At 70.2% G+C, this 25797-nt stretch carries 25 protein-coding genes and 1 pseudogene; 16 read left to right on the top strand and 10 right to left on the bottom strand.

Features of this window, described 5'->3' with window-relative positions; all coding sequences use genetic code 11:
- The first annotated feature begins 9 nt into the window (after window positions 1-9).
- The 4 genes from AC0IY0_RS03145 (at window position 10) to flbD (ending at window position 3447) form a co-directional block, all read left to right on the top strand.
- The gene (locus AC0IY0_RS03145; RefSeq protein ID WP_147907494.1) at window positions 10-1056 is read left to right on the top strand and encodes a flagellar motor switch protein FliG; all 1047 of its coding nucleotides are present in this window, start codon (window positions 10-12) and stop codon (window positions 1054-1056) included.
- Window positions 1053-1664 carry a FliH/SctL family protein gene (locus AC0IY0_RS03150; protein ID WP_187278557.1) on the top strand — a complete coding sequence of 204 codons (612 nt, stop codon included), beginning with the start codon at window positions 1053-1055 and terminating at the stop codon, window positions 1662-1664. The genes AC0IY0_RS03145 and AC0IY0_RS03150 overlap by 4 nt, the downstream gene beginning before the upstream one ends.
- 9 nt (window positions 1665-1673) lie before the next feature.
- Window positions 1674-2006 (top strand): flagellar motor switch protein FliN, encoded by a 333-nt coding sequence (fliN, locus tag AC0IY0_RS03155; RefSeq protein ID WP_147856538.1) that lies wholly within the window; start codon window positions 1674-1676, stop codon window positions 2004-2006.
- 79 nt (window positions 2007-2085) lie between these two features.
- On the top strand, window positions 2086-3447 hold the full coding sequence (gene flbD, locus AC0IY0_RS03160; RefSeq protein WP_147907496.1) for a sigma-54-dependent transcriptional regulator FlbD: 1362 nt from the start codon (window positions 2086-2088) through the stop codon (window positions 3445-3447).
- A gap of 25 nt (window positions 3448-3472) precedes the next feature.
- On the opposite strand, the gene AC0IY0_RS03165 is transcribed toward flbD, so the two are convergent.
- On the bottom strand, window positions 3473-4756 hold the full coding sequence (locus AC0IY0_RS03165; protein WP_471763220.1) for an MFS transporter: 1284 nt from the start codon (window positions 4754-4756) through the stop codon (window positions 3473-3475).
- A gap of 174 nt (window positions 4757-4930) precedes the next feature.
- On the opposite strand from AC0IY0_RS03165, the gene AC0IY0_RS03170 reads away from it, so the two are divergent.
- Window positions 4931-5626, top strand: a complete 696-nt coding sequence (locus tag AC0IY0_RS03170; RefSeq protein ID WP_471763062.1) for an ArsR/SmtB family transcription factor — start codon at window positions 4931-4933, stop codon at window positions 5624-5626.
- A 6-nt stretch (window positions 5627-5632) separates the two neighbouring features.
- On the opposite strand, the gene AC0IY0_RS03175 is transcribed toward AC0IY0_RS03170, so the two are convergent.
- Both AC0IY0_RS03175 and AC0IY0_RS03180 read right to left on the bottom strand, forming a co-directional pair.
- Entirely contained in the window at window positions 5633-5914 is a 282-nt protein-coding gene (locus AC0IY0_RS03175; RefSeq protein ID WP_147907499.1) for a hypothetical protein, read from the bottom strand.
- 101 nt (window positions 5915-6015) lie between these two features.
- A complete protein-coding gene (locus AC0IY0_RS03180) occupies window positions 6016-7329 on the bottom strand; it encodes a KpsE/RkpR family capsule polysaccharide export protein (RefSeq protein WP_147907500.1) in 1314 nt (437 codons plus the stop codon).
- A gap of 191 nt (window positions 7330-7520) precedes the next feature.
- Between AC0IY0_RS03180 and AC0IY0_RS03185 the strand changes: the two genes are divergently transcribed.
- The 6 genes from AC0IY0_RS03185 (at window position 7521) to AC0IY0_RS03210 (ending at window position 12860) form a co-directional block, all read left to right on the top strand.
- On the top strand, window positions 7521-7985 hold the full coding sequence (locus AC0IY0_RS03185) for a hypothetical protein (RefSeq protein ID WP_471763063.1): 465 nt from the start codon (window positions 7521-7523) through the stop codon (window positions 7983-7985).
- Between the two features lie 101 nt (window positions 7986-8086).
- Window positions 8087-9154 (top strand): flippase-like domain-containing protein, encoded by a 1068-nt coding sequence (locus AC0IY0_RS03190; protein ID WP_471763064.1) that lies wholly within the window; start codon window positions 8087-8089, stop codon window positions 9152-9154.
- 5 nt (window positions 9155-9159) lie between these two features.
- The gene (fliP, locus tag AC0IY0_RS03195; RefSeq protein ID WP_419829175.1) at window positions 9160-9936 is read left to right on the top strand and encodes a flagellar type III secretion system pore protein FliP; all 777 of its coding nucleotides are present in this window, start codon (window positions 9160-9162) and stop codon (window positions 9934-9936) included.
- 178 nt (window positions 9937-10114) lie between these two features.
- A complete protein-coding gene (locus tag AC0IY0_RS03200) occupies window positions 10115-10660 on the top strand; it encodes a TadE/TadG family type IV pilus assembly protein (RefSeq protein WP_147907502.1) in 546 nt (181 codons plus the stop codon).
- On the top strand, window positions 10660-11421 hold the full coding sequence (locus AC0IY0_RS03205; RefSeq protein ID WP_471763065.1) for a TadE/TadG family type IV pilus assembly protein: 762 nt from the start codon (window positions 10660-10662) through the stop codon (window positions 11419-11421). The genes AC0IY0_RS03200 and AC0IY0_RS03205 overlap by 1 nt, the downstream gene beginning before the upstream one ends.
- The gene (locus tag AC0IY0_RS03210) at window positions 11406-12860 is read left to right on the top strand and encodes a TadE/TadG family type IV pilus assembly protein (protein WP_471763066.1); all 1455 of its coding nucleotides are present in this window, start codon (window positions 11406-11408) and stop codon (window positions 12858-12860) included. The genes AC0IY0_RS03205 and AC0IY0_RS03210 overlap by 16 nt, the downstream gene beginning before the upstream one ends.
- A gap of 9 nt (window positions 12861-12869) precedes the next feature.
- Here the strand turns inward: AC0IY0_RS03210 and AC0IY0_RS03215 are convergent, their stop codons facing one another.
- The 4 genes from AC0IY0_RS03215 to AC0IY0_RS03230 form a co-directional block, all read right to left on the bottom strand.
- Complete coding sequence (locus AC0IY0_RS03215; RefSeq protein WP_246692178.1) at window positions 12870-13187, bottom strand: AAA family ATPase; 318 nt, start codon at window positions 13185-13187, stop codon at window positions 12870-12872.
- Between the two features lie 160 nt (window positions 13188-13347).
- A complete protein-coding gene (locus AC0IY0_RS03220) occupies window positions 13348-16692 on the bottom strand; it encodes a hypothetical protein (protein ID WP_471763067.1) in 3345 nt (1114 codons plus the stop codon).
- Window positions 16693-16832: 140 nt separating this feature from the next.
- On the bottom strand, window positions 16833-17501 hold the full coding sequence (locus AC0IY0_RS03225; protein ID WP_147907505.1) for an invasion associated locus B family protein: 669 nt from the start codon (window positions 17499-17501) through the stop codon (window positions 16833-16835).
- A gap of 102 nt (window positions 17502-17603) precedes the next feature.
- Entirely contained in the window at window positions 17604-17780 is a 177-nt protein-coding gene (locus AC0IY0_RS03230; protein ID WP_187193533.1) for a hypothetical protein, read from the bottom strand.
- A 374-nt stretch (window positions 17781-18154) separates the two neighbouring features.
- Here AC0IY0_RS03230 and AC0IY0_RS03235 point away from each other — a divergent pair, with 374 nt between their 5' ends.
- Both AC0IY0_RS03235 and AC0IY0_RS03240 read left to right on the top strand, forming a co-directional pair.
- Window positions 18155-19600 carry a homospermidine synthase gene (locus tag AC0IY0_RS03235; RefSeq protein ID WP_471763068.1) on the top strand — a complete coding sequence of 482 codons (1446 nt, stop codon included), beginning with the start codon at window positions 18155-18157 and terminating at the stop codon, window positions 19598-19600.
- A 96-nt stretch (window positions 19601-19696) separates the two neighbouring features.
- On the top strand, window positions 19697-20011 hold the full coding sequence (locus AC0IY0_RS03240) for a TM2 domain-containing protein (RefSeq protein WP_471763069.1): 315 nt from the start codon (window positions 19697-19699) through the stop codon (window positions 20009-20011).
- Between the two features lie 12 nt (window positions 20012-20023).
- Here the strand turns inward: AC0IY0_RS03240 and AC0IY0_RS03245 are convergent.
- The 3 genes and pseudogenes from AC0IY0_RS03245 to AC0IY0_RS03255 form a co-directional block, all read right to left on the bottom strand.
- Window positions 20024-20906 (bottom strand): annotated as a pseudogene (locus AC0IY0_RS03245) (transporter).
- A 174-nt stretch (window positions 20907-21080) separates the two neighbouring features.
- Window positions 21081-21935: a metallophosphoesterase gene (locus AC0IY0_RS03250; protein WP_471763070.1), complete on the bottom strand. Its 855-nt coding sequence runs from the start codon at window positions 21933-21935 to the stop codon at window positions 21081-21083.
- Window positions 21936-21943: 8 nt separating this feature from the next.
- A complete protein-coding gene (locus tag AC0IY0_RS03255) occupies window positions 21944-22564 on the bottom strand; it encodes a cation efflux transmembrane domain-containing protein (RefSeq protein ID WP_147907510.1) in 621 nt (206 codons plus the stop codon).
- A 178-nt stretch (window positions 22565-22742) separates the two neighbouring features.
- Between AC0IY0_RS03255 and croR the strand changes: the two genes are divergently transcribed.
- The 3 genes from croR (at window position 22743) to crtI (ending at window position 25768) form a co-directional block, all read left to right on the top strand.
- Window positions 22743-23216: a 3-hydroxybutyryl-CoA dehydratase gene (gene croR, locus AC0IY0_RS03260; protein ID WP_147857469.1), complete on the top strand. Its 474-nt coding sequence runs from the start codon at window positions 22743-22745 to the stop codon at window positions 23214-23216.
- A gap of 1 nt (window position 23217) precedes the next feature.
- Window positions 23218-24063 (top strand): TrmH family RNA methyltransferase, encoded by an 846-nt coding sequence (locus tag AC0IY0_RS03265; protein ID WP_419829166.1) that lies wholly within the window; start codon window positions 23218-23220, stop codon window positions 24061-24063.
- A gap of 115 nt (window positions 24064-24178) precedes the next feature.
- Window positions 24179-25768, top strand: coding sequence for a phytoene desaturase family protein (gene crtI / locus AC0IY0_RS03270; RefSeq protein ID WP_147940610.1), 1590 nt, complete (start codon window positions 24179-24181; stop codon window positions 25766-25768).
- The last annotated feature ends 29 nt before the right edge of the window (window positions 25769-25797 follow it).

A 25797-nucleotide genomic window follows, 5' to 3' on the forward strand; every position in this document is an offset into this window, starting at 1 on the left:
GGACGAACGATGGCGGCAGGTCTGGCGAATTCCCTGACGGCCGAGGGCGGCGACGCCTTCGCGACGATGCCCGGCCCGCAGCGCGCGGCCGCGCTGCTGCTGATGCTCGGCGAGGCCGAAGGTGCCCAGATCTGGCAGATGCTGGAGGAGGAGGAGGTCAAGAAGGTCAGCCACGCGATGGTCCAGCTCGGCACGCTGGAGGTCGCCACCGTCGAGAAGCTGATCATCGAGTTCGTGACGAAGCTCAGCAACAGCGGCGGCATCTCGTCGAACTTCGAGCGCACCGAGGCGCTGCTGCTGAAGATCTTCCCGTCCGATCAGGTCTCGCTGATCATGGCCGAGATCAAAGGCGCCTCGGGCAAGCGCGTCTGGGCCTCGATCGCCCAGGTCGACCCGGAGATCCTGGCTTCGTTCCTGCGCAACGAGTACCCGCAGACCGTGGCGGTGGTGCTGTCGCGGGTGCGGGCGGACTACGCCGCCAAGGTGCTCACCATCCTGCCGGAGGACTTCGCCATCGACGTCCTGAACCGGATGCTCCGCATGGAGACGGTGCAGAAGGAGGCCCTGCGCCACATCGAGGAGACCCTGCGGGTCGAGTTCGTCTCGACCATCGCGCAGACCCAGCGCCGCGACGCCCACGAGATGATGGCGGACGTGTTCAACGCCTTCGACCGCCAGACCGAGGGCCGGTTCCTGGCCGCCCTGGACCAGGCCAATCGCGGCTCGGCCAAGCGCATCCGCGAGCTGATGTTCACCTTCGAGGATCTGCTGAAGCTCGATCCGGGCAGCGTCCAGACCCTGATGCAGAGGATCGACGGCGCGACCCTGTGCCTGGCGCTCAAGGGCGCCAACGAGCCGACCCGGGCCTTCTTCATGAGGCAGATGTCGACCCGGGCCGCCAAGAACCTGACGGACGAGATGGCTTCGCTCGGCCCGGTCCGCCTCAAGGAGGTCGATGAGGCGCAAACGAAGATGACCGAGGTCGCCAAGGATCTGGCCGAGAAGGGCGAGATCATGATCGCCAAGAACAGCGCCGAGGAGGAGCTGGTCTATTGAACGCCTCCTCGCCCCAGATCGCGAAGCCGTTCCTGTTCGAGACCGACTTCCGCAGCCCGCGCCCGAGCGCGGCGGCCCAGCGCGCCGCCGAGGCGGCCGCCCACGCGGAGGCGGAGGCGCATGCCCGCGGCATCCAGGAGGGCTTGGTCCAGGCCGAGTCCCAGATCCAGGGCCGGCTCGCCGCCGCGCTGAACCACCTGGCCGAGGCCGCCACCGCCCTCCTGGTCCGGGCCGACGCGCACGAGGCCGAGCGCGAGGCGCAGGCGGTCGAGGTCGCGGTGCTGATCGCCCGGAAGGTCGCCGGCGAGGCGCTCGACGCCGCCCCGCTCGCCAGCATCGGCGAGGCCGCCCGGGCGGCGCTCCAGCACCTGCGCGGCGTGCCCCACCTGGTGGTGCGCGTGCATGACGGCCTGGTCGAGGAAGCGGAAACCCTGGTGAAGCGGCTCGCCCGCGAACGCGGCTACGAGGGCCGCCTCGTGGTGCTGGGCGATCCCGACATGCACGCGGGCGACGCCCGCATCGAATGGGCCGACGGCGGCATCGTGCGCGAGCGCGCTCGCATCGAGGCCGCCGTCGCCGACGCCCTCGGCCTGCCACCGACCCCGTAAGGAGCCCGGATGTCCGACGATTTCAGCCTGCCCCAGCTCGGCGAGAACGACCCCGACTACGCCGCGGGCTCGATCCGCGACACGCCCACGACCCCGAAGACGGCCGCCGACCTGGAGCAGCTGTTCGACGTGCCCGTGATGGTCTCGGCGGTGCTCGGCTCCTCCCGCATGCCGATCGGCGACCTGCTCCGGCTCGCCCCCGGCGCCGTGCTCGAACTCGACCGGAAGGTCGGCGAGGCGATCGACGTGTTCGTCAACAACCGACTCGTCGCCCGCGGCGAGGTCGTCCTCGTCGAGGACCGGCTCGGCGTGACGATGACCGAGATCGTCAAGGGCGAATAGTTTTTTGATCTGCGGCGGAGACCGTCGCCTTGCCGAGGCGGCCCGCGCTCCGCGCCACGATGTTTGAGAGGGACGAACCATGCGGCTCCTGATGATCGGGCGGCTCAACGGCGAGCTGATCACCGCCTCCAAGATCGCGATGCGGCGCGGCGCCTCCGTCACGCAGGCGGACGCGATCCCGCAGGGCCTCAACGTCCTGCGCGCCAAGGGCGCCGACCTGATCATGATCGACGTGTCGCTGGCGGTGCGCGACCTCGTCGACGCCCTGGAGGCCGAGCGGATCCGCACCCCGGTCGTGGCCTGCGGGGTCTCGGCCGACGCGCAGACCGCCGTCGCGGCGATCCGGGCCGGCGCCAAGGAATACATCCCGCTGCCGCCCGATCCCGAGCTGATCGCCGCGGTGCTGGAGGCGGTCGCCTCCGACCGCGCGGCCTTCGTGTGGCGCGATCCGGCGATGGAGCGGGTGGTCAAGCTCGCCGAGCAGGTCGCCCCCTCCGAGGCTTCCGTGCTGATCACCGGCGAGAGCGGCACCGGCAAGGAGGTGCTGGCCCGCCACGTCCACCTGAAGTCGCACCGGGCCGGCAAGCCGTTCGTCTCGGTCAATTGCGCGGCGATCCCCGAGGCGCTGCTCGAATCCGAGCTGTTCGGCCACGAGAAGGGGGCGTTCACCGGGGCGGTCGCCCGACGGATCGGCCGGTTCGAGGAGGCCAACGGCGGCACCCTGCTGCTCGACGAGATCTCCGAGATGGACGTGCGCCTGCAGTCGAAGCTGCTGCGGGCCCTGCAGGAGCGGGTGATCGACCGGGTCGGCGGCACCGCCCCGGTGCGGGTCGACATCCGCGTGCTGGCGACCTCGAACCGCAACCTGATGGAGGAGGTCCGCAAGGGGACGTTCCGCGAGGACCTGTTCTACCGCCTCAACGTCGTCTCGCTGAAGCTGCCCGCCCTGCGCGACCGGCCGGCCGACATCCTCGAACTCGCCGCCCACTTCGCCCGGAAATACGCCGAGGTGAACGGCGTCCCGGCCCGCGCCCTCAGCGCCGAGGCGCGGGCGCTGGTGGTGAAGAACCCCTGGCGCGGGAACGTGCGCGAACTCGAGAACACCCTGCACCGGGCGGTGCTTCTGGCCTCCGGGCCCGAGATCGGCCCCGACGCGATCCTGTCGCCGGACGGCGAGGCGATCGCCACGGCGGGCCCGGCCGGCCGCGCCGTGCAGGCCGCGGAAGCCGCCACCCGCGGCCTGGTCGGCCGGACCGTGGCACAGGTCGAGTGCGACCTGATCCTCGACACCCTCGACCATTGCCTCGGCAACCGCACCCATGCGGCCAAGATCCTCGGCATCTCGATCCGGACCCTGCGCAACAAACTCAACGAGTACGTCTCGGCCGGCCTCGACGTGGCCGAGCCCGGCGCCGCCCGGGCGAGCGCGGCTTACGGCTGAGCCTCCTCTCGGACGGACGGCCGTATCACGCGCTTGGAAGCGGCCGGATTGCGCCCGGTCGCAGCTTGCACGCGCGGCGACCTCCAAGATAGGCACCGCTTGCCGCGAGCTGGATGGCGGCGGCGACCCAGAAGATCGCGTTGTCCGATCCGAGCTGCCTCAGCAAGCCGAACAGGGCCGGGGCGAAGGCATAGGCGGCCTGCGAGACCGCCACGATCAGCGCGACCACCCGCGGCGCATCGGCCCGTGCGAACTCGACCTGCGCGATGAGCGGCGGCAGCGAGGTCGCGTTGCCGATGCCGAACCCGACGAGGACGATCCCGCCGAGGAGCAGGGCGACGTCGGTGCTGCCGGACAGGATCAGCACACCGCAGCCCAGCGCCTGGATCAGCAGGTTGAGCGCGGCGACGGCGCGGCGATCCGCACCGGCCGGCATGCACCAGCCGACGAGCATCCGCCCAGCGATGGCCGCGGCGGTGGAGAGCCCGGCCGCCAGGCCCGCCCCTTGGGTGCCCAGGGCCGGCACGAGTACGGAGACGAACTGGGCGATCAGGCCGATCTGCGCGAACAGCGCCAAGGCCATGCCGAGACTCAACGTCAGGAAGGCCCGGTCGCGCGTCAGACGTCCTGTGAGGTGCAAGGCCGTGTCGTCGATCGCCGTGCGTTCGACCGTGCCCGCATCACCATCGGGACCTTGGCCGCTGGCAGCCGGGGTCTGAGGGAACACGATCAAGGCGAGCAGCCCGACGGTGCCGACCATGACGGCGCCGACGATCAAGGCTGCCGCCGGAAAGCCGACCCAGCCGATCAGCGCAACCCAGAGCGGAGAGAACACGACCCCGCCGATGCTGGCGCCGTTATAGGCCATGCTCAACGCAGCCGGACGTTGCGTGACGAACCACGGGGCGATCATCGCATTGATGGCGGCGGCACCGAGCGCCGGCCAGCCCGCGCCGCTCAGCAGCGCGGCGCCATAGAGCTGCCAGGGGCTTTCGGACCAGGACCATCCCAAGACACCGAGGGCCAGCAACACGGCGCCTGCAAAGGTGATGGCGGGCACGCCGAAACGTCGATGCAGCGCGGGCAGATTGGCGATGATGCCGACGCCCACCAGGAAATGCAGGGTGACGGCCCCGGAGATCAGGGTGATCGGCCAACCATGAGCCTGACGGACCACTTCCAGATAGACCGGCGGCCCATAGAATCCGACGCCCCAGCCGAACACCGCGACGATGAAGGCGGCCGCTACGACGCGCCAGCCATAGAACTGCGATGCGGCGTTCATGCTCGAAACTCTGCACGGGCACATGGATTGGACGCGGGGAAGCGCCGCCCGATCCGGTGCCCCCGCGCTCGGCCTCGGCGTCCATCGGGATCGCCGGCTCGAGCCAAGCCTATGCCGGAGGAACCCGCCCGATTGCTTCGGTGGACACCGAACTGTCGCTGTCCGAAACGCGCTACGATCGGCGTGCGAGGTGGAGCGATGGTGACGACTGTCTCGGTTGCGCAGGTCGGCGCCCTGGTGGGCGATCCGGCGCGCGTGGCCATGCTGCAAGCCCTGATGGACGGTCGCGCATCGACGGCCTCCGAACTCGCGCAGGCCGCCGGGATCACGCCGCAGACGGCGAGCGGCCATCTCGCTCAGTTGGCGGCGGCGTCCCTCGTGACCATGTCGAAGCAGGGGCGGCATCGGTATCACCGCCTCGCCAGCCCCGAGGTTGCCCAGTTGCTGGAAAGCCTCATGCGGCTCGCCTCCGACGCCGCGTCAGTTCGGCCCCGGACGGGACCGCGGGATCCACGTCTGAGGCTCGCACGAACCTGCTACGATCATATGGCTGGCTGGCTCGGCGTCCGGCTCGCCGATGCGCTGGTGATGCGAAGCTGGGTCGAGATCGCCGACGACGGAGCGGTGGTCACGCCGGAGGGCCTGCATCGTCTGTCAGCCCTCGGACTCGATGTCGCGGCCGGCGGGCCAGCGAATCTCCTGTGCCGTCCGTGCCTGGACTGGAGCGAACGCCGTCCGCATCTCGCCGGTCGGCTCGGCGCAGCCCTCTGCGCGCACAGTCTGCAACGGGGCTGGGTGCGGCGGCAGGCGGGCTCGCGGGCGCTCGATGTCACGCCCGCCGGCTGGCGCGATTTCCACGCGCTGTTCGACATCACGCCGCCCGCGTCGCCCTGAACCGCGTCAGCGTCCGCCGCGGGACGTCTTGTGCGCCTCGGTCTGGGCCGCGAAGGCCGCGTCGAGTTTGCGCAGGGATTCGTAGCGGGCGACGTCGCCCTCCACGTCGCGGATCGTCTCCTCGACGAGGTGGCGCTGCAGCGCGACGCGCGGATCGTCCGGGGGCAGCGCCTCGCGCTCCTGCAGGCGGAGCACGGCCTGGCGCACCACCGTGTAGACCGCCTCGCGCTCCGCCCGGTTCATCGAGGGCTGGATCGCCTTCGCGACGAGATCGGAGAAATCCGACATGGACCGTTAGACTTCGCTCATCGATCAGGGGAGGCCCGGGAGGCCGGGCCGTCTCCCTCTACAGACCGCGCGCCGCGGGATCCAGACCCCGCGGCGTCGGCTCACATCCGCTGATCGCGGATGCCAGCGATCAGGAGCGAGGACGAGCTCCAGAGCACGAAGAAGCAGAAGAACGCCACGATCAGACTGTGGCCCCGCTCGGGGTAGAGGCTGTCGGTCGGCAGGACCGGCGGCACGAAGGTCGCCAGGAAGATGTGCTGCTTGCTGGCCGAGATGCGGGCCCGGTCGAGCAGCACGTTCGCCGATTCCTCGAGCTTCTCGGCGATGGTCCGCTCGACCAGAAGGCCCTCGTACTGCAGCAGCGCCTCGGTCAGGTTGGTGCCGCCGCCCGCGGCCGCACCGGCATTGGTCAGCTCGTCCTGCAGCGTCTTCATCTGCTGCTCGATCGCCGCGATGTTGGAGGCCAGCGTCTGGATCGAGCGCGAGCGCTCATCGAGGTTCGAGCCGCGCAGGACCTGCAGGTCGGTCTCGAGCTTGAGCTTCTCCTTGCGCAGGATCGTGAGCGTGGTCAGCGTCCCCTCGGCGGTCTTGATCGGATCGATCACGCCCCACTGGTTGCGGAAGCTCTGGAGCCCGAGATGCGCCTTGCGCAGGCGCTCCTGCGCCACCGTCGCATCCGCCTGGGCCTGCTTGACCATGTCGGCCTGGGCGCGCTTCGAGATGTCGTTGATCAGCGCCTCGGCCCGGGTCACCACCTCGTTGGCGATGGTCAGGGCGTCCTGGGGGGTGAAGGCCCGCACCGACAGGCGAATCACGCCCGAGATCGAGTCGATATGCGCCTCGACGTGCTTGCGCCAGTATTTGGTGAGGTCCTCGACCGGATCCTTCGGGTCGAACCGGGCCCAGAAATCCGCCTCTTGGCGGGAGAACATCTTCGAGATGCCGATGCTTTTTTCCAGAGCCTCGACCAGCGTCTGGCTTTCGATGTAGTCGCGGACGATGAAGCTGTCCTGGCTGTTGTGCTTCTGAATCAGGTTCGTGTACTGGCCGAGCGAGATGTTCTCCATCGGCTCGACGTTGCCGCGCACCGCGAACTGGGCCTCGGCGACGTACTGGTTGGAGGCGAAGCCGAACAGGTACAGGCCGACCACCAGGGTCGGCAGCAGCACGAACAGGCCGACCCGGCGGATCACCCGCGCGCCATAGCTCGACGTGTCCTCCCGGCGCCGGCTCAGGCCGGGCAGCCGGGTCCAGTCGAGGCGCTCGCGTGCCGCTTCCATCAGAGCCCGGGCGCCACGCTTCTCCGGCACCGGACGGATCGTCTCGGCACCGTGGCGCAGCTCGGTCATCGTCGATGGCGCGAACGTCACGAGTTCGCCTTCGCGCGTGTCGTCCTTGACGTCGTCGAAGCTCATCCGCTCACTGTTCCTGGGTCTGCGCCGGATCCGCCACCGCGAAACCGGCCGGAGGGCGGCCCGTGCGCGGCTCCGGAATCCCGTTCTTTTCGGCCCTTTTTAAGGCACCCGCCCCCCACCCCGCCCCGGCGGGCCGCACCGCGGCGACGGGCAAGGTAGCCGGGCCCGGTATCGCACCGTACAGTCTCCCGATGATGACAGACCCCAGCGTCTCTCCCGGCCGCCCGGCCGCGGCGAAGGCCGACAAGACCAAGCTTGCCAAAAATCAGATCGCCGAGACGCAGCTCGCCAAGACGCAGGTCGCCAAGACCCAGCTCGCCAAGACCAAGCTGACCGAGGTCGTGGTGGTGTGCGCCAAATGCGCCAAGCGCCAGGGCCTGCGTCCGCGCGCGGTGCGGGCGCTGCTGAAGGGCGCGGCCAAGCAGGCCGCCAAGGACGGGCTGCTCGCCGACCGGACCAAGCTCTGCATCGTCGAGTCCGGCTGCCTCGGACCCTGCCCGAAGCGGGCGGTGGCGGTGGCTACGGGGGCGAGCCTGGCGGCCGGACGCGTCGTGCTGCTCGATCCCGATTCCAAGCCCGAGGAGGCCCTCGCCGCGGTACTGCGCCCCGTGCTACCGCAGCCGCGCCCCCCGAATTCGGCCCCAATACGTCCCTAGCGGCGGTGCCACCTGCCGAATCGCCGCCCAGTTCCCGGCCGGCACAACCTGGAGCCCTCGCCCTTGCCCGCCACTCGGCGCACATCCCCCACGGTCCGGCCGTGAGCGGCGACCGCGCCGCCCCGGCGCGTCACGTCGGCTTGGCCGTGCTGCGCCGGCTGCCGCTGATCGGCACGCTGATCGGCCTGGGCCTCGCGGTCTGGTTGGTGGCAACCAACGATCTGTCCGCGGTCGCGGCGGCGTTCGGGCGAATCGGGTTCGTCGGCTTTGCCGGCGTCACGCTGGTCCGCGCGCTCGTGGTCCTGATCTGCGGCTTCGCCTGGGCCCGCATCCTTGATGGCCTGTCGCCCGCCCCGGCTTCGGCCTGCCTGATCCTGCGCTTCGTGCGCGAGGGCATCAACGTGCTGCTGCCGGTGGCCTCGGTCGGCGGCGACGTCCTCGGGGCGCGGCTCCTGACCTTCTGGGGGGTGGCCGGCTCGCTGGCTGCGGCCTCCGTGCTGGCCGACATGCTGTTCCAGGTGGGCACGCTGGCGCTGTTCGCAGGCCTCGGCGCCGGGCTGCTGAGCCAGGTCGAGGGGCCGGCCGCCGCCGAGCTCGCGAACTGGACGCTGCGCACCCTCGCGGTGGCGGGACTGGCGGTCGGGGCGTTCTTCGCGCTCCAGCGGACCGGGATCGTGCGCGTGGTCGAGGACCGTATCGCAGCCCTGGGCCGGCGCTTCGTGCGCGAGACGGAGGCGCGTCCGGAACCCGCCCCGCGGATCCAGGGGGCGCTCGACACGGTCTGGGCGGCGGGACGGCGCGGCCGCCTCGTGCAGTCGTTCGCGCTTCACGCGCTCGCCTGGCTGCTCGGTGCCGCCGAGGTCGCGGTCGTGCTGACCTGCATCGGCGTCGATCAGGTCACCCTGTCGGAGATCCTGGTGATCGAGGCGCTGAGCCAGGCGATCAAGGCGGCGGCCTTCCTGGTGCCGAGCGGCCTCGGCGTGCAGGAGGGCGGCCTCGTGCTGGTCTGCGGCCTGTTCGGCATCGATGCCGGGACGGCGATCGCCCTCTCGCTCGCCCGCCGCGTTCCCGATGTCGTGCTCGGCCTGCCGGCCCTCCTGGTCTGGCAGAACCTCGAGGCGCGGCGCACGGGGGTCCGGCCGGCGACGCCCACCTGCGACCGCCCGTGACCCCGATGACCGACACGCCGCATCGCGACACTCAGGGCCGCCCGGCCCGTAACCGCCGCACGCTGCTGGGCCTCGCCATGCTGGCCGGGGCCGTGCTGGCCGCCGGACCGGCCCTGTCCCAGAGCCTCAGCGTCGATCTCGGCGCCGGCGGCACCACCGAGCGGGCGCTCCAGCTCGTCGCGCTGATCACGATCCTGGCGGTGGCGCCGTCCGTGCTGGTGATGGCGACCGCGTTCACCCGGATCGTCGTGGTGCTGTCGATCCTGCGCTCGGCGCTCGGCACCCAGACCGCGCCGCCCACCGCGGTGATCGTCAGCCTGGCGCTGTTCCTCACCGCCTTCGTGATGGCGCCCACCGGCCGCGTGGCCTACAGCGCCGGGATCGAGCCGCTGGTCGCCGGGCGGATCACGCAGGCTCAGGCCTTCGAGCGCGCCTCGGCGCCGTTCAAGACGTTCATGCTGAAGAACGTCCGCGAGAAGGACCTGAAGCTGTTCCTCGACCTCGCCAAGGTGCCGGTGCCGAAGGGGCCAGAGGATGTCGGCCTCGAGATCGTGACCCCGGCCTTCATGATCTCGGAGCTGCGCCGCGCCTTCGAGATCGGCTTCCTGCTGTTCATCCCGTTCCTGATCATCGACCTCGTGGTCGCCTCGGTGCTGATGGCGGTGGGCATGATGATGGTGCCGCCCGCCACCGTCGCGCTGCCGTTCAAGCTGATCTTCTTCGTGCTGGTCGACGGCTGGACCCTGGTGGCCGGATCGCTGGTCCAGAGCTACGGCGGATAGAGCGCACGCCGCCGAAGTGGACACCGGTTCAGTGCACGCAGGTGGATCAGGACAATGACGTCGCGGCGCTAGGTCGTTGCAGTCAGGCCGGATACCTCGCAAGATTCATCCAGGCAGACGTATAGAGTCTCGAAGGCTGTTTTAACTCGGGTTTAGCAATCTCTTGCTAACAGAGCGCATGCTTCTCGTGCGCCGCTATGTTTGTGATCAGAGAGGGGCCGCAGCGGTCGAATTCGCCCTGGTGGCGATGCTGTTCATCCTGACTCTTCTGTTTATCATGACCGTAGCCACGATCCTATTTATCAATCAATCGCTAGACTATGCCACGACTCGCGCCGCACGGCAGATCCTGACAGGGGCCGCCCAGACGAGCGCCCTCGATCAGGCCGGCTTCAAGACCGCCCTGTGCCGGAACCTGCCGGCCTCGATGACATGCGCCAACCTCGTGGTGAACCTGTACCTGGTGCCGCCCGGAAGCGGGTCGAGCGGCTACTACAGCTACGTGAGATCCGATGTCAGCGGCCTGGCGATCCCGGCGCTGACCCCCGGGTCCGGCCAGTACAGTCTCGGCACGCGCGGACAGTACCAGTACCTCCTGGTGATCTATCCGATCACGTTCCTGCCCTCCGCCTTCGCGAAGATGCTGGGCGGCGGCGCGGTGTTCAATGGCGCCCCGGCCTACCTGGCGGTGTCGACGGCGGCGTTCCGCAACGAGCTGTTCTGATGCGCGGGCGCTCGCCGACGAACCGGATGGCCCGCGTCGCGGGATCGCGACCGGCTCAGGTCGAGCCGCCATCGGCGAAGGGCTTCCTGCGCGACAGGCGGGCGGTCTCCGCGATGGAGTTCGCCCTGATCCTGCCGGTGCTGCTGATCCTGATGCTCGGCGGGACCCAGCTGATCACGTATATCAACGCCAGCCGCAAGGTCGGGCTGGTCGCCCAGTCGATCAGCCAGATGATGTCCCAGGCGATGCCGCCCGCGGGCTCGACGGTGGCGACCGTCAACGCCACCGACCTGCATTTCAGCTTCGATTCCGCCCTGGTCCTGTTCCCGTACCTGATGACGGACGCGCCGCGGCAGGGTCTGCAATGGTGGCAGGACATCGCCATCACCTACGCCGCCGTCGCGTTCACCCAGACGGCGGCAAACTGCACCGGCGGCGACCTGAGCGCCTGCTACACGGCCGCCGTCGCCTGGACGAGCTCGGGGACCAGCGGGGGCAACTACAGGCCCTGCACGGTCCCGCAGCTTCCGGCCGCCGACACGGCCCCGCCGAACCGCACCACGCTCCCCCGCTCGGTCTTCGGGCCGGGATCGATCGTGGCGATCGACGTCGTCTTCAACTTCAAGCCGTCCTTCGGCGCGCGGTTCATCCCCGCCGTGCGGATCGCCCGCTCGATGTACGTGCAGCCGCGCTACGCCACGCTGGTCAATTTCGACCCGGCGGGCAACGATGGGATCGCCACCAAATGCCCGGGCTTCTGAACCGCGTGCAGCGCCGCGTCGCCCAGGCGACGGGTCTCTCGGGCGCACGCTCCGGCAACGTGACGATCCTGTTCGCCCTGAGCCTGCTGCCGATGGTCGGCCTGCTCGGCTACGGGATCGATTACGGCGTCGCGATCACCGACAAGTCCAAGCTCGACGCCGCCGCGGATGCGGCCGCCATCGCCGCGGTGGCGACCGCGAAGGCCTACATCGCGGCCAACCCGGGCCAGGCGAACGTCACCGCCAACGCCATCGCGGCCGGCATCGCGCAGGCGTCGAAAGCCTTCACGGTCAACGCCGGCACCGTGCCGTTCGCGCAGGTGCAGCTTCAGACGCCGCAACTCACGCGCAAGAGCCAGACGCTCGTGTCGACGGTCGTCTACAGCGCCACGGTGAAGAACAATTTCGGGCAGATCTTCCGGACCCCGACCACGAACTTCTCCAACACGGTCACGGCCTCGGCCGACCTCGCGAGCTACCTCGATTTCTACCTGCTGCTGGACGTGTCGGGCTCGATGGGCCTGCCGGCGACCACCGCCGGCATGAGCAAGCTGGCGAGCCAGAACAACGACATGAGTTCGGACTACAAGCAGGGTTGCCAGTTTGCCTGCCATTACCAAACCTACAACGGCTGGACCCTTGCCGCCGGCAAGATACAGCTGCGCTCGGACGCACTGAACACGGCGGTCTGCTCGTTGATCCAGCGGGCCGCCAACCCGTCGGTGACGAGCCAGTACCGCGTCGGCCTGTACCCGTTCATCAACCAGATGGGTACGCTCGCCGATATCAACAGCTCCATCGCCACCCTGAACACCGTCGCAGACTGTGCCAACACGAACCCCTACCCGCTCGCCCTGACCAAGCTTCTGGATACCGGCACGACGCAGCTGTCCACGGGGGGGGACCCGAGCACCGGCACGGGGGCCGGCGGAACGCATTTCGAGGTCGTCCTGCCGCAAATGAAGGCCGCCATCACCAATGCAGGCGGATTCGGGGACGGCTCCAGCAGCGGTGCCCGCAAACCGTTCGTGTTCCTGGTCACCGACGGCATGCAGAACGGTCAGCACTATTCCATCAACAAGAACGGCAAATACTACTACCCGGGTAGCCCCTCGAAATTCCCGGGCTACGCCGCCGGCGACTTCGACGGCTCGTCTCCCGCGCAGATCGATCCGTCACTCTGCAACGCGCTCAAATCGGCCGGTGCGACGGTCTCGATCCTGTACATCCCCTACAACAGCATCGCCTTCACGGATTACGGCGGCGGCATCGCCGCAGAGAACAAGAAGGTCAACGGATTGAACCCGACGCTGGCGGCGACCGTGCAAAGCTGTGCGTCACCGGGATATTTCTACACGGCCAACAGCCCAGACGACATCACGACCTCGCTCAACGCGATGTTCGACAAAGCGCTTCAGGTCGCACGCCTGACGCAATAGGCGCCCGGATCAGGCCTCGACGATCCGCACCCGCGAGAACCCCTCCTCCACGGTCGGCGGCTCGAACAGGCTGGCGACCGTGCGGATGCTCGCCTCGGGGACGATCGCGTCGGCGCGCCGCTGCCGGTTCCGTTCGAGCGCGACGTCGAGCGGAACGCGGATCAAGACGGCCTCCACGGGGACGCCGTGACGGCGCGCGACGGCGATGATCGGCGCCCGGTGCCGAACGCCCGGGAGAGCCGCGTCGAGATAGACGGGACCGACATCGTCGGCCTGCGCGGCGATCCAGGTCGACTTGCCCGCGCCCTGCAAGCCGCAGACGACCACGACACGCCGGACGCCGCCGCCCGCCAGCGCCTGCTCGAGCGCCGCATGGGTCTGTCGCCAAGCCTCGGCGTTCCGCTCCGGCGTTCAGAGGCGGCCGGATCCGGTTTCGAGGAACCGGTCCGGATCGATCACCAGCGCGATCACCAGCGTCATCCGGCTCTCAGCCCGGGGGCGCGCCGCGGGCTTCTGCGCTGGTCTGGCGCTCGCCCGCGGCCGCGCCGCGTTCGGGGAGAGCGGTCTCGGGATAGCGCTTGCGGTACTCGGCCAGGAAGGCCGACAGGGTGTCGGCCTTGGTGGCGCGGGCCGCAATGGCGCGGAATTCCGGGGTCTTCGTCGGGTTGGCGCCCGTGAGCAGCGCGAAGGTGCGCGCGTCGGGGCTCTCGGCCATCGCCTCGGAGAACTTCGCCTTCAGCCGCTCGAGACCGATCGCCTCACCGGCGAGGTCGTACGCGATGGCGGCCCGCACCGCGTCGGCCCGGGCCTGCACGTCGAGGGGCCGGCCGGCGCGCCAGGCGTCGCCGAGCAGCGATTCATGCGATTCGCCGGCCTCGCGCCAGCGGCGGGCGCCCCAGTAGATGTCGGCCCGCAGCCGCTCGATATCGGGGCCGCTCTCATCCTCGATCGTTTCCAGGGCCAAATCGGTGCGGGTCAGGTCCGAGAGGGCGCGGGCGCGGACCAGGGCGCGGGCGCGCTTCAACTCGCCGGGCAGCTCGGGCAGGTTGGTCGCGTCGAGAGCTTGCAGCGCCCGCATCGGCTTGTCGTCCATCAGCCGGATCGTGGCGAGCCGGGCCGCCACCGCGGAGCGGGCGGGACCGGTGAGCCGGTTGTCGATCTGGTACTGGAGCAGGTCGGCGGCCGAATCCAGGAGGTCGAGCCCGACCAGGCGGTCGGCCAGCCGGCGCACCACCTCGTCCCCGCGCCGCCCGATCGGGGCCAGCTCGCGGAAATCGAAGTAGAGCGCCACGGCCTCGATCCCGGTGAGCCGGTCACCCTTGTCGGTGAGATAGAGGTTCTCGTAGGCGGTGCGCACCTCGCGGGAAAGCGCCTGCGTGGCCGTGTCGTTCGGCGCGATAGCGTTCGCCCGGCGCAGGGCCGCGAACGCGTCGCGCCAGCGACCGGCGTCGAGGTAGAGCCGCGCCAATCCGACCGCAATGCCGGTCTCGGTGGGGCCGCCATGCCAGGTCAGCGCCAGCCGTTCCAGCCGCTCGATCGCGGCATCCGGCTCGATCTTGCCGGCGGCCCGGGCGAGCAGGGTGCCGCGCAGTTGCGCCTCGGCCGCCACCGGCCGCTGGCCGACTTGCTCCAAGCGGGCATACGCATCGAGCGCCGCGTCGGCCTGGCCGGTCGCCTCCGAGACGCGGGCTCGGACCAGGGCGAGCCGGTCGCGGATCCAGCGCGGCAGGTGGGCCGCGTCCTCCGCCCGGGCGGCGGCGGTCTCGGCGTCGCCGTTCTCGATCGCCGCCTCCGCGGCCTGGGCCCGGATCTGCTGGGCGAGGTCCGTGGGGTAGCCATCGGCGACCGGCAATGCGTTGGGGAAGCCGGTCTCGGCCGCCTTCCAGTCGCCGAGACCGGCCGACGCCATCGCGCGCCACAGGGCGGCCTCCGGGTCGCTCGCGAGTCGCGGCCCCGACAGGGCCTTCAGGGCCTCGGCGTTGCGGCCGCTGCGCACGAGGGCCAAACCGCGCAGGATCGCGACGTCGCGCTGGGTGGCGAGCAGCGGATCCTCGGCTGCCGCCGCCTCCAGGGCTGCGAGGCCTTCGAGATCGAACCCGTTGGCGATGTTGGCGCGGGCGAGCGCGAGGCGTGCCGGCCCGCGCTCAGCCGGGGGCACCATCGCGGCGGTGCCGGCCAGCGTCCGGAGGGTCTCGCGTACGTTCCCGATCCGCGCCTGCTCCCAGGGCTCGCGCGCAACCGCGAGGGTGCCGGCCTCGGCCAGGGCGGGATCGGGCTTGCGCGCGGCCGTGGAGGCAGCAAGGCCGCCTTCCCGGCCGATCGTGACCCCGTCGAGCTGGGGCCGCACCGCGAGGTCGTCGGCGCTCGCCAGCACCGCGAGCCCGTGCCGGCTCGGCAGGATCTCGAAATCCACGAAGCGCCGGCTCTTCGGATTGCCGATCGCGCGCTGCGCCGCCGAGGCGACCACCGCGATGCGCTCGCCGTCGAGGTCGAGCCAGGTGGCCGATCCGGGCCGGGGCAGCGCCAGGGACACGGTGATCCGGCCGGACGGATCCGGCTTCCGGACCGGATCGAGCGTGTCGCTTGGGCTCAGCGTGTCGCCGGCCGACAGCTCCCAGGCCGATCCGGTTCCGGTCGTGACCGCGGCCAGATCGACCAGCCGGCCCGGCGGCACCCGGAAGCGCAGGACCGTGACCGGTCCGGTCCGGGTCGGCGCTCCGACCGGTGCGAGGCCCTGGTTGCCCGCCGGGGCGGTGACGGGCTCGGCGGTCTCGAACACCAGCGTGGCGACGCCGCCACGCTCGAACAGGGCGGCGGGCGGCAAGGTCGTGAACGGGAAGACCAGGCCGGAACCAGCCTTGCGGGTCGGAGGCGCCTCGGGGGCGGCGTCCGGGGTGGCCGGAGCCTCGGCCTTTCGGGTGGGCTGAGGGACCGGCACGACAGGTTTGGCGGCGCCCGCATCGGCCGGCCCCGGCACCTCGGCCGCCTTCGATTCCGGGGCCTTGAGTGGCGTGCGGCTCACGACATCGATCGTGTAGGCCCCATCCTCCCGCTCCGTCGTGACGGTGTAGCCCTCGGCGGGGGTCAGCAGGATGCTGGCCGAACTCTCGTCCGACTCGGTGGCGAGCTTGGCGATACCCGGCCGCGGACGGCCCCGGGCCTCGTTCGAATCGATCGTCCAGGAACCGGCGACGCGCAGGCGCGTCGTCGGCCCCTCGGCGCTCACGGTCGCCACCGCCTCGTCGGGCAGGCGCAGCGACAGGCGCGTCAGGGTCGGCAGCCGGGCGAGTTCCAGCGCGAGGGCCTTGCGCGCCGGCGGGAGCATGCGCGCCTTCAGGGCTTCCTCGGCCACGCGGGCCCGGCGGGCGAGCTCGGCCACAACCTCGGGGGGCAGCGGCGGCGGCAGGCCCGACCAGCCCTCCGGCAGGAGGTCGACGAAGACGCGCTCGCCGGCCAGCTGGACGTTGGCCTGGTACGGCCGCTGCAGGGCGACCCGCAGGCCCGACCCGTCGGGGTCGCGCCGGACCATCGACACGAAGGCCGGCATCTCTTCGGCGATACGCTCGGGACCGGGGGTTACCCGCTCGCCGTAGCCGAGCAGCAGGATGCCGCCGGCGAGCTTCGCCTTGACGGTGACCGGCCTATCGAAGGTGAGCACGATCCGGCCGTAGCCGCCGGGTCCGCTACCGGCCTCGCTGCCCTTGGCTGCGATCAGCCGCGCGGCGAGCGCCGGGTCGATCGCCGCCAGGAGCGCGAGCACGGGCAGCGACACGCGCAGCAGCCGCGTGCCGAGATATCCGCAGATCCCGGATCGATTGCCCCCCGAGCCCATCGCCCCGCCGATCCGATCCCGGAGCGCGACCCGACCGGGGCCGCGGCGCCGGGCGCCACACTGGGACCCACCCTGCGGCACGGCGGCTAACGCTGGCTTAACCGTAAGCCGGGGATTGGCGAGATCCGATCCGCCCGATGTCAGCCACTGAGGGCCACGGCGCGGTCGAGGGCCTGCGGGAAGCCTTGGAGGGGCACCGTGATGGTGGCGGGCTCGCTCCCGCTCGATTTCTGGCCGGTCACGAGCAACGTCTTGGCGTTGCGCATGCCGTCGAGCGCCAGGGTGGGGAAGCTGATCGGCACGAGACAGCCGTCGCTCACGCACATGCTGTAGGGCGCGCCCTTGCCGAGGGCCTGCTCGTCGAGCTTGAAACTCACACCGGCCTCGATCGACAGGCCGAAGGGCATCAGCACGATGCCTTCCGAGCGGCCGTCGTTCGGAGATTGCAGTTCCAGGCCGAACTTGCGTCGGCCGGTCTGCGAATCACCCTGGGATTGCGCGACGATGCAGGTGACCTTCTCGCTCGGGCGCGTGCAGGTCATCGTCCAGTCGCCGTAGCTCTCGCTGACGGTGCTGGCACCGGTGGGCCAGGCCGCGTGCGCTGCGGCAGGCGCTGGCGCGGCAGCCGGCTTGGCGGCCGGCTTGGAGGCGGGCGGTTTCGGCTTGGGTTTAGGCTTGGCCTTGGCCGGCGCGTTGGCAGCGGCGGGTGCCTCGGGCTCGGCATCCTGGGCACGCGGCGACGCGAACGGCACGGCAAGCAGCAGCGTCGCGGTCAGACTGAAGCGAACGACCGCTCGATACGTCGACATGGAATCACGATCCCCCAGGGCCATTGACGGCAAAGCCGCCTAACGTCCCAATCGGGGCGAGGCAATCACCCGGCGACGCAGGTCCGTGCTGTCGCCACGTCCTCAGAGCGGGTTCGGTCCGCCCGCGGCCTCGGCGAGGGCGCAGCGGCGCGCGAAGGCGGCCTCGGCCCCGTGGCGGACGACGCGGGCCAGGGAGAAGACGAGGGTGAGGATGCCGGGATCGCGGTCGGCGGTCTCGGCGACCGGGCCGGGGATGCGTGTGGCGATGATGGCGAGCATGACGACTCCGAAGATCAGGATCTCGGACGTTTCCTCGGCCTCGATCTATTGATCTTGTCGGGAGGCCTTTGCTGCATCGCAATATGAGCCATGCGATCGACACCTGCCACGGGCCATTGCGCGCAGGACACATGCACTGCGAACATGATGTTGCCCCAGCTCGATCAAGGGCGCCTTAACCCTCGATGGTGCAGCGCGGTTGACCGCCAGCGGGTGAACGGCCATTGAGCGGCCTTCTCGACGACACGATTCGACGAACGCGCCGATGCAGGCCGCGCGGCGTGTGCCTGTCGCCCCACTGTCACACGCGCGCCATAACCCGCTCGCGAGCCGAAGAGCGGACCTCAGGCGTCCGCCAGACAAGGACCTTCCGCATGACCGACCAGCCGTCCCGTCACCCGATCCATGGCCGCATCAGCGGCCCCATCGTGATGATCGGCTTCGGCTCGATCGGCCGGGGCACCCTGCCCCTCATCGAGCGGCACTTCGAATACGACCGCGCCCGCTTCACCGTGATCGACCCGGTCGACACCCACCGGGCGCTCGCCGAGACGCACGGCCTGCGCTTCGAGAAGGTGGCGCTGACGCGGGAGAACCTGCGCGACGTGCTCACTCCTCTGCTGACCGAGGGCGGCGGCCAGGGCTTCTGCGTGAACCTGTCGGTCGACACCTCGTCGCGGGCCATCATGGAGCTGTGCCGCGAGCTCGGCGCCCTCTACATCGACACGGTGGCTGAGCCCTGGCCGGGCTTCTACTTCGACAAGGACCGCAGCCAGGGCGACCGCACCAACTACGCCCTGCGCCAGGACATCCTCGACGCCCGCACCCAGAAGCCGGGCGGCACCACGGCGGTCTCCTGCTGCGGCGCCAATCCCGGGATGGTCTCGTGGTTCGTCAAGCAGGCGCTCCTGAACATCGCCAAGGATACCGGCGTCACCACGCCCGAGCCCAAGTCCCGCGCCGACTGGGCCGCCCTGATGAAGACCCTGGGCGTGAAGGGCGTGCACATCGCCGAGCGCGACACCCAGCGCGCCAAGAACCCGAAGCCCCGGGGCGTGTTCGTCAACACCTGGTCGGTCGAGGGCTTCGTCTCGGAGGGCAACCAGCCGGCCGAGCTCGGCTGGGGCACGCACGAGACCTGGATGCCGGCCAATGCGCGCGAGCAGGAGAAGGGCTCGCGCTGCGCGATCTACCTGCTGCAGCCGGGCGCCGACACGCGGGTGCGGAGCTGGGTACCCACCGCCGGCTCGCAGTTCGGCTTCCTGGTGACCCACAACGAGGCGATCTCGATCGCCGACTACTACACGGTGCGCGAGGGCGATAAGCCGGTGTTCCGCCCGACCTGCCACTACGCCTATCACCCGGCCGACGACGCCGTGCTCTCGCTCCACGAGATGTTCGGCAAGGCCGCCAAGGTGCAGGAGGAGCAGCACATCCTCGACGAGACCGAGATCGTCGACGGCATCGACGAGCTGGGTGTGCTCGTCTACGGCCACGCCAAGAACGCCTACTGGTACGGCTCGCAGCTCTCCATCGAGGAGACCCGGCGGATCGCCCCCTACCAGAACGCCACCGGCCTGCAGGTGACCTCGGCGGTGCTCGCCGGCATGGTTTGGGCCCTGGAGAACCCGGAGGCCGGCATCGTCGAGGCGGACGAGATGGATTTCCGCCGCTGCCTGGAGGTCCAGACCCCGTATCTCGGCCCGGTCGTGGGCGTCTACACCGACTGGACCCCGCTCACCGACCGCCCGGGCCTGTTCCCGGAGGACATCGACACCAGCGATCCCTGGCAGTTCCGCAACGTGCTGGTGCACGGCTGACGACGGCCGGGCCGGCGGATCAACCCGCCGGCCCAATCCTGCTTTCGGCAAACGGCTGCCCCAGGCTTAACCGCAACAACGGGGGGCTCGGGGCAAATGGAATCGACCACGCAAGACAAGATCCTGATCGAGCAGCGCGTGACCAACGAAGGGCCGAGCGTCGTCCTGGCCTACCTGCTCTGGTTTTTCTTGGGCGTCTTCTCCGCGCACCGGTTTTATCTCGGGCGCACAGGCTCTGCGATCCTTCAGAGCGTCCTCAACTGCATCCTGATCGGATTCATCTGTGTCGTCGTCGACCTGTTCCTCCTCCCAGACATGGTGCGCGCCAAGCAGGCCGGCCTTCGCGCACGCTTGACGCGGGAACTCAGCCCGTCCGGCAGCCGCGCTCTGGCCTCGCCCACGCACGGTTGAGCCTCGCCGCGGCTACTCGGCCTGCCGGCGGGTCACAAGGGTGCGGTTCGGTTCGACCTCGCTCGCATCCTGCTGGTAGAGCGGTACGATCACCCGCAGCCAGCCGCGGGTCTCGCGGCCGCGATAGTTGCGCTGGGCCACGTCGCGGGTGAGGTAGGCACAGGTTCACCGGCCCGAAATTGTACCCGACCAGGCCGCCCACAGCGATCTGCCCCTGCGGCCGGTAGCTGGACACGCCGGTCGGAAGGTCGCTCGATCCGAACGCGACGGCACCGACCTGCCACTTGCCGAACCTCTTCGCCGCCGTCAGGTCGAGGTTCAGGTAGTCCGGGTAGAGGGCGCCGAAAGGCGAGCGCGTCTCGAGGAAGATGCCGTGGAGCAGGTTCGCGGTCAGGTTCCACTCCTGGCCGGTGTAGCTGATCGCGAATCGGTGGGTCAGCGACGCGGATTGGGTCAGGAAGCGCGTCTCGATCGGCAGGTAGCCGCCGAAGAAGTAGCTGACGCCGACATCGTGGCCGAGATCCCAGGCGAGCTGGGCCGCCAGCAGCGGCTGGCCGATGCCGCTCTGATAGGGCGCACCCTGGAGGGTGGCGGCCACCACCGGCTGGGTGACGAAGAACTGCAGGCGCCCGCCCGCGATCTCCCACGGCGTCGCCCACGCGAAGGTCGGCAGGTTGACGTTCGTCGCGGTATCGCCCGGCCGCGCGCTCCGCGAGCCGAAGCTCGACAGGTTCACGAAGTACAGGCCCACGGGGAGCTGCGCGCCCACGGGCAGGCCGATCGTCTGCCCCGGCTGGGCCGCGGAAGCAGCGCGTGCGGGTGCCGCCGCCCCCACGCTGTAGATAGCAAGTGCAGCCGACGCGATCCCGCGTAATCCCAGGCTCAATCCGGTCATCAGAACCCCGATTTAGAGCCCCGGTACGCGGGGCTGATCAGGGTAGGACGATCCGTCGAACCGCCGGCATCCCGGCTCTACGGCCAAGCCGTGCGGAACGACACGCACTCAACATGCGCGGCCATGGGGCCGGGACTAAGTGAGCCGCGACCGTTTTCCGCTGTCGCGGTCACGCTAGTCCGCCGTCCCCACCGTCACGGAGAAATCCGCCCGGTAGCTTTGCCCTTCGACCGGATTGGAAACCCAGCGGCAGCGGCCGATCCGCATGTCATGCCCCGCGTGGAAATGGCCGGAGATCCACGCCTCCGGCCGGGCGGCATCGGGGAGATCGTCGAGTGCGGTGCTGGCGTAGAAGGCCGGCACCCACCACGGTACGCCGGGCTGGTCCCGGTACCGGTCCGCCGCCAGGGGACTCGCCGGGTGATGGGTGACCACCACGGTCGGGCCATCGTGCGGCCGGGCGAGCGCGGCGTGCAGGGCGGCCCGCTCCTGCGTGTGCGCCGCCATGGCGTCGGAGGGCTGCCAGGCTGCGCCATCGGCCCTGCGGATCGATCCGAGATATTCGCGGGAGCCCGTTACCGGATCGGTCATGCGCGCGGTCGCGAAGGCGAGCGGATCATCCGGGCGCCCGGGTGCGTCCGCGGCGAGCCAGCGGCCGGCGAGGCGCCAGTCGCTCCACAGGGTCGTGCCAAGGAAGCGCACGCCGTCGATCACGCAAGCCTCGGCGCCCTGAAGCAGGTGGATGCGCGCGCCGAGGGCGTTCACCCGGGCGACCTCGGCCTCCAGAGCGGCCAGGAGCTCCGGCGCGGTGCGCGGGTCGCCGGTCGGCGCGTAACGCTCGTGGTTGCCCGGCACCAGGACGATCGGTTTGCCCTGCGCCAGGTGGATCAGAGCCGCCAGCCCCCGCTCGGGATGCCCCTCGTAGAGGTCCCCCGGGCAGGCGAGCAGGTCGAACGGCTCCTTTGGCAGCGCGATCAGGTCGAGCCGCCGCCGCTCCAGATGGAGATCGGAGATGGGGAAGATGCGCATGAGGGTGCCTATTTCGCAGCGGCCCGACGCTCGGCCGCGGCGGCCCGGAAGATGTCGGCGGCGGAATCGGCGTTGAGGACCGCGATGCCGGCCGCCGCAACGAGGTCCGGCCAGGGGCTCGGATGGAGGGCGGTGACCAGCCCGGCCGCGATGATCGCCAGGTTGGCGTAGGCGTCGTTGCGGGCCGAGAGATACGCCGCGCGGGTCAGGCTGCCCGAGCCGGACCGGTGCCGGGCGAGCATCAGCGCGCAGGTGAGGTTCACCGCGAGCGCGCCGAGGCCGGTCAGCGTCAGCGGCAGGGCCGCCGGAGGAACGAAGTCGGCAAACTTTTCATAGGCGGCGTAGGCGGTCGCCAGGGCCGGCACGAGCAGGATGAACGCCATGGCGGTGCCGAGGCGCGCACGGTTGCGCGCGCTCCAGGACAGACCGGCGAAGATCAGCAGGTTGATCGCCGCGTCTTCGAGGAAATCGAGGCTGTCGGCGATGAGCGCCACGGATCCGATGGCGAGCGCCACCGCGATCTCGATGCCGAAATAGCCGAGGTTGAGCGCCGCCACGCGGGCGACGACCGGGCGCAGGGCGGGCGGCTCGGGACGGGCGGCGGGTTCAGCGGTCACGGGGCGCGTCATCGCCGAGTGCGGGGCGCCTGTCGAGCCGCTGTTGAGAAAACCCTGGCCGCGCCTCAAGAAAGTTCAAGGATCCTGCGCCGTCGTCCGGGTGGATTCGGCGGCGCGATCGTGCGACGCGGTCTTGTTGAGCCGGCCGCGCCAGAGTTGCGACCGGCCGGAACCGGAGGTCTGCCGAGCCATGCTGCCCGAATTGCGCGTGCTCTATTTCGAGGATCTCGAGGTCGGGTTGTCGGAAACCCTCTCGAAGACCATCGCGTCCTCCGACGTCGTCGGATTCGCCGAGATCACCGGCGACCGCAACCCGATCCACCTGTCCGAGCACTTCGCCGCCCGCACGCCGTTCGGCACCCGCATCGCTCACGGCCTGTACACAGCCGGGTTGATCTCGGCGGTGCTCGGAACCCGCCTGCCGGGGCCGGGGGCGGTCTACATCTCGCAGACCCTCAACTTCCGGGCGCCGGTGCGCATCGGCGACATCGTCGACGTCACCGTCACGGTCGCCGAGCTGATGCCGGAGCGTCGCCGGGCCCGCCTCGCCTGCCGCTGCTCGGTGGCCGGGGAGACCGTGCTCGACGGCGAGGCGCTGGTGAAGGTGCCGACCAAGGCCGAGGCAGACCCGCTGGCCGTCCGCGCCGAGCGCAAGCAGAGCTGACATGGGCGGGGCCGGGGAGACGGTCGCCGCGGAGACCATCGCGGACCCGGACGACCCGCGCCTCGAACCCTACACGAAGATGCGGGAGCGCGACCTCGTAGGCCGCTCCCGGCGCTTCATCGCCGAGGGCGAGGTCACCCTGCGGCTGCTGCTCGGCCCGCGGACCCGCTTCCGGGCGGAATCGATCCTGCTCGCCCCGGAGCGCTGGCCGGGCCTCGCCCCGGACGTGGCCGCCTGCTCGGACAGGCCGCCGGTCTATCTCGCCGCCAAGGCGGTGATGAGCACGGTGACCGGCTTCCCGATCCATCGCGGCGTGCTGGCGGTGGGCCTGCGCGACTCGGAGCCCGCCCCCGCCGACCTCGTGCCGCCGGCCCCCGCCCCGGCGCTGGTGCTCGGGCTCGCGGGCCTCACCAACCACGACAATGTCGGCGCCGCCTTCCGGAATGCCGCTGCCTTCGGGGCCGACGCGGTGCTGCTCGATGCCGCCAGCTGCGATCCGCTCTACCGCAAGAGCATCCGGGTCTCGGCCGGCGCTGCGCTGATCCAGCCCTTCGCGCGGCTCGCCCCCGGGCAGGACTGGCTGGCGCTCGCCCAGGCCCTCGACCTCGAAGCCCTGGCGCTCAGCCCGGGGGCGACCGAATCGCTCGACGCCATCCCCGCACCCACGCGCGTTCTGCTGATCCTCGGGACCGAGGGACCGGGCCTCGACGTGGCCACGCTCGGACGGGCCCGCCCGGTGCGGATCCCGATGGCCCCGGGCTTCGATTCGCTCAACGTCGCCACCGCGGCGGGCCTCGCCCTCCAGGCGATCGCCCGCGGCCAAGGACGGCTCGTCACAACCGGTTAGCGCCGTCCCTTTGCGTCCGGCTCCGAACGCGCGACAAAGGGCTGCAATTGCCGTGGGGCGTTGCGAGGCTAGCTTGGCCGATGAGGTTCGGGGGTTGCGAGGGGAGTCGTCGGCGTTGCTTCAGTCTGGGGATGGTTTGCGAGCGCTGACCGGACGCCGCGTGGCCGTGGTCGGCGCCGGTCCCGGCGGCTTGGCCTCGGCCCTGCTCCTGGCACGTGCCGGGATCCACGTGACGTTGTTCGAGAAGGACGCGCAGGTCGGCGGCCGCACGAAGACCGTAACCGCACCGGGCGGCTACAAGTTCGATATCGGGCCGACCTTCTTCCTCTATCCTCAGATTCTCGCGGACATCTTCACGAGTTGCGGCGAGCGGCTCGAGGACCACGTCAAGCTCGAGCGACTCGATCCGCAGTATCATCTCGTGTTCGAGGGTGAGGACGGGATCACGGGTACGATCCGCGCCACCGGCGACATCGCCCGGATGGAGACGGAGATCGCCCGCCTGGCGCCCGACGATGCGAAGAACGTCAAAACCTTCTTCAGCGAGAACCGGACGAAGCTCGAATATTTCAAGCCGATCCTCCAGCAGGCCTTCCATACCCTGCGCAGCATGGTGAGCCCGGCGATGCTGGCCGCCCTGCCGCACCTGCATCCCGGCCGCAGCGTCGATCGCGACCTGAAGCGTTATTTCGCAGATCCGCGGGTGCGCCTCGCCTTCTCGTTCCAGACCAAATACCTCGGCATGTCGCCGTTCCGCTGCCCGAGCCTGTTCACGATCTTGTCGTTCCTCGAATACGAGCACGGGGTCTACCACCCGGTCGGCGGCTGCGGTGCGGTCTCCGAGGCGATGGCCGGCCTTGCCGGACGCATGGGCGTGGACCTCCGGCTTAATGCCAACGTCGAGCGGGTGGTGTTCGACGGCAAGCGCGCCAGCGGCGTGGTGGTGGACGGCGAGACCTTCAACGCCGACGCGGTGCTGATCAACGGCGACTTCGCCAAGGTGGTGCGTGCCCTCGTCCCGGAGCGGCACCGCCCGCGCTGGCGGGACGCCAAGATCCACAAGGCCCGGCTCTCCTGCTCAACCTTCATGCTGTATCTCGGCATCGAGGGGAAAGTGCCGGACAGTCTGGGGCACCACACGATCCTCCTGGCCGACGGCTATGAGCGCAACATCCGGGAGATCACCGAGGGGACGCTGCCGATGCAGCCCTCCCTCTACGTCCAGCATGCCGGCTACACCGACGGCGGCATGGCGCCGGCGGGGCACACCGCCCTCTACGTCCTGGTGCCGGTGCCGAACCTCAAGGCCGGGATCGACTGGGCGGCGACCCGGGAGAGCTACCGTGCCCTGATCCTGGAGCGCCTGAAGCGGCTGGGTCTCGAAGACATCGAATCCCGCATCCGCTACGAGCGGGTGATCGACCCGACCCAGTGGGAAGAGGATTTCGCAGTCCACGAGGGCGCCACCTTCAACCTCGCCCACGACCTGATGCAGATGCTGTATTTCCGGCCGCACAACCGCTTCGGGCCGGGGCTCTACATCGTCGGCGGCGGCACCCACCCAGGCTCCGGCCTGCCGGTGATCTACGAGGGCGCCCGCATCACCGCGCGTCTGCTGATCGAGGAGTTGGCCGGGGCCCGCGCTGCCGCCCAGGCCGGCATCCCCGACACGGCGCCGCTGGCGACCTCCGGCGAGGCCTCGTGATCGGCGCGCCGGGCCGGGTGACGCTGACG

The organism is Methylobacterium sp. AC315 (assembly GCF_979253755.1).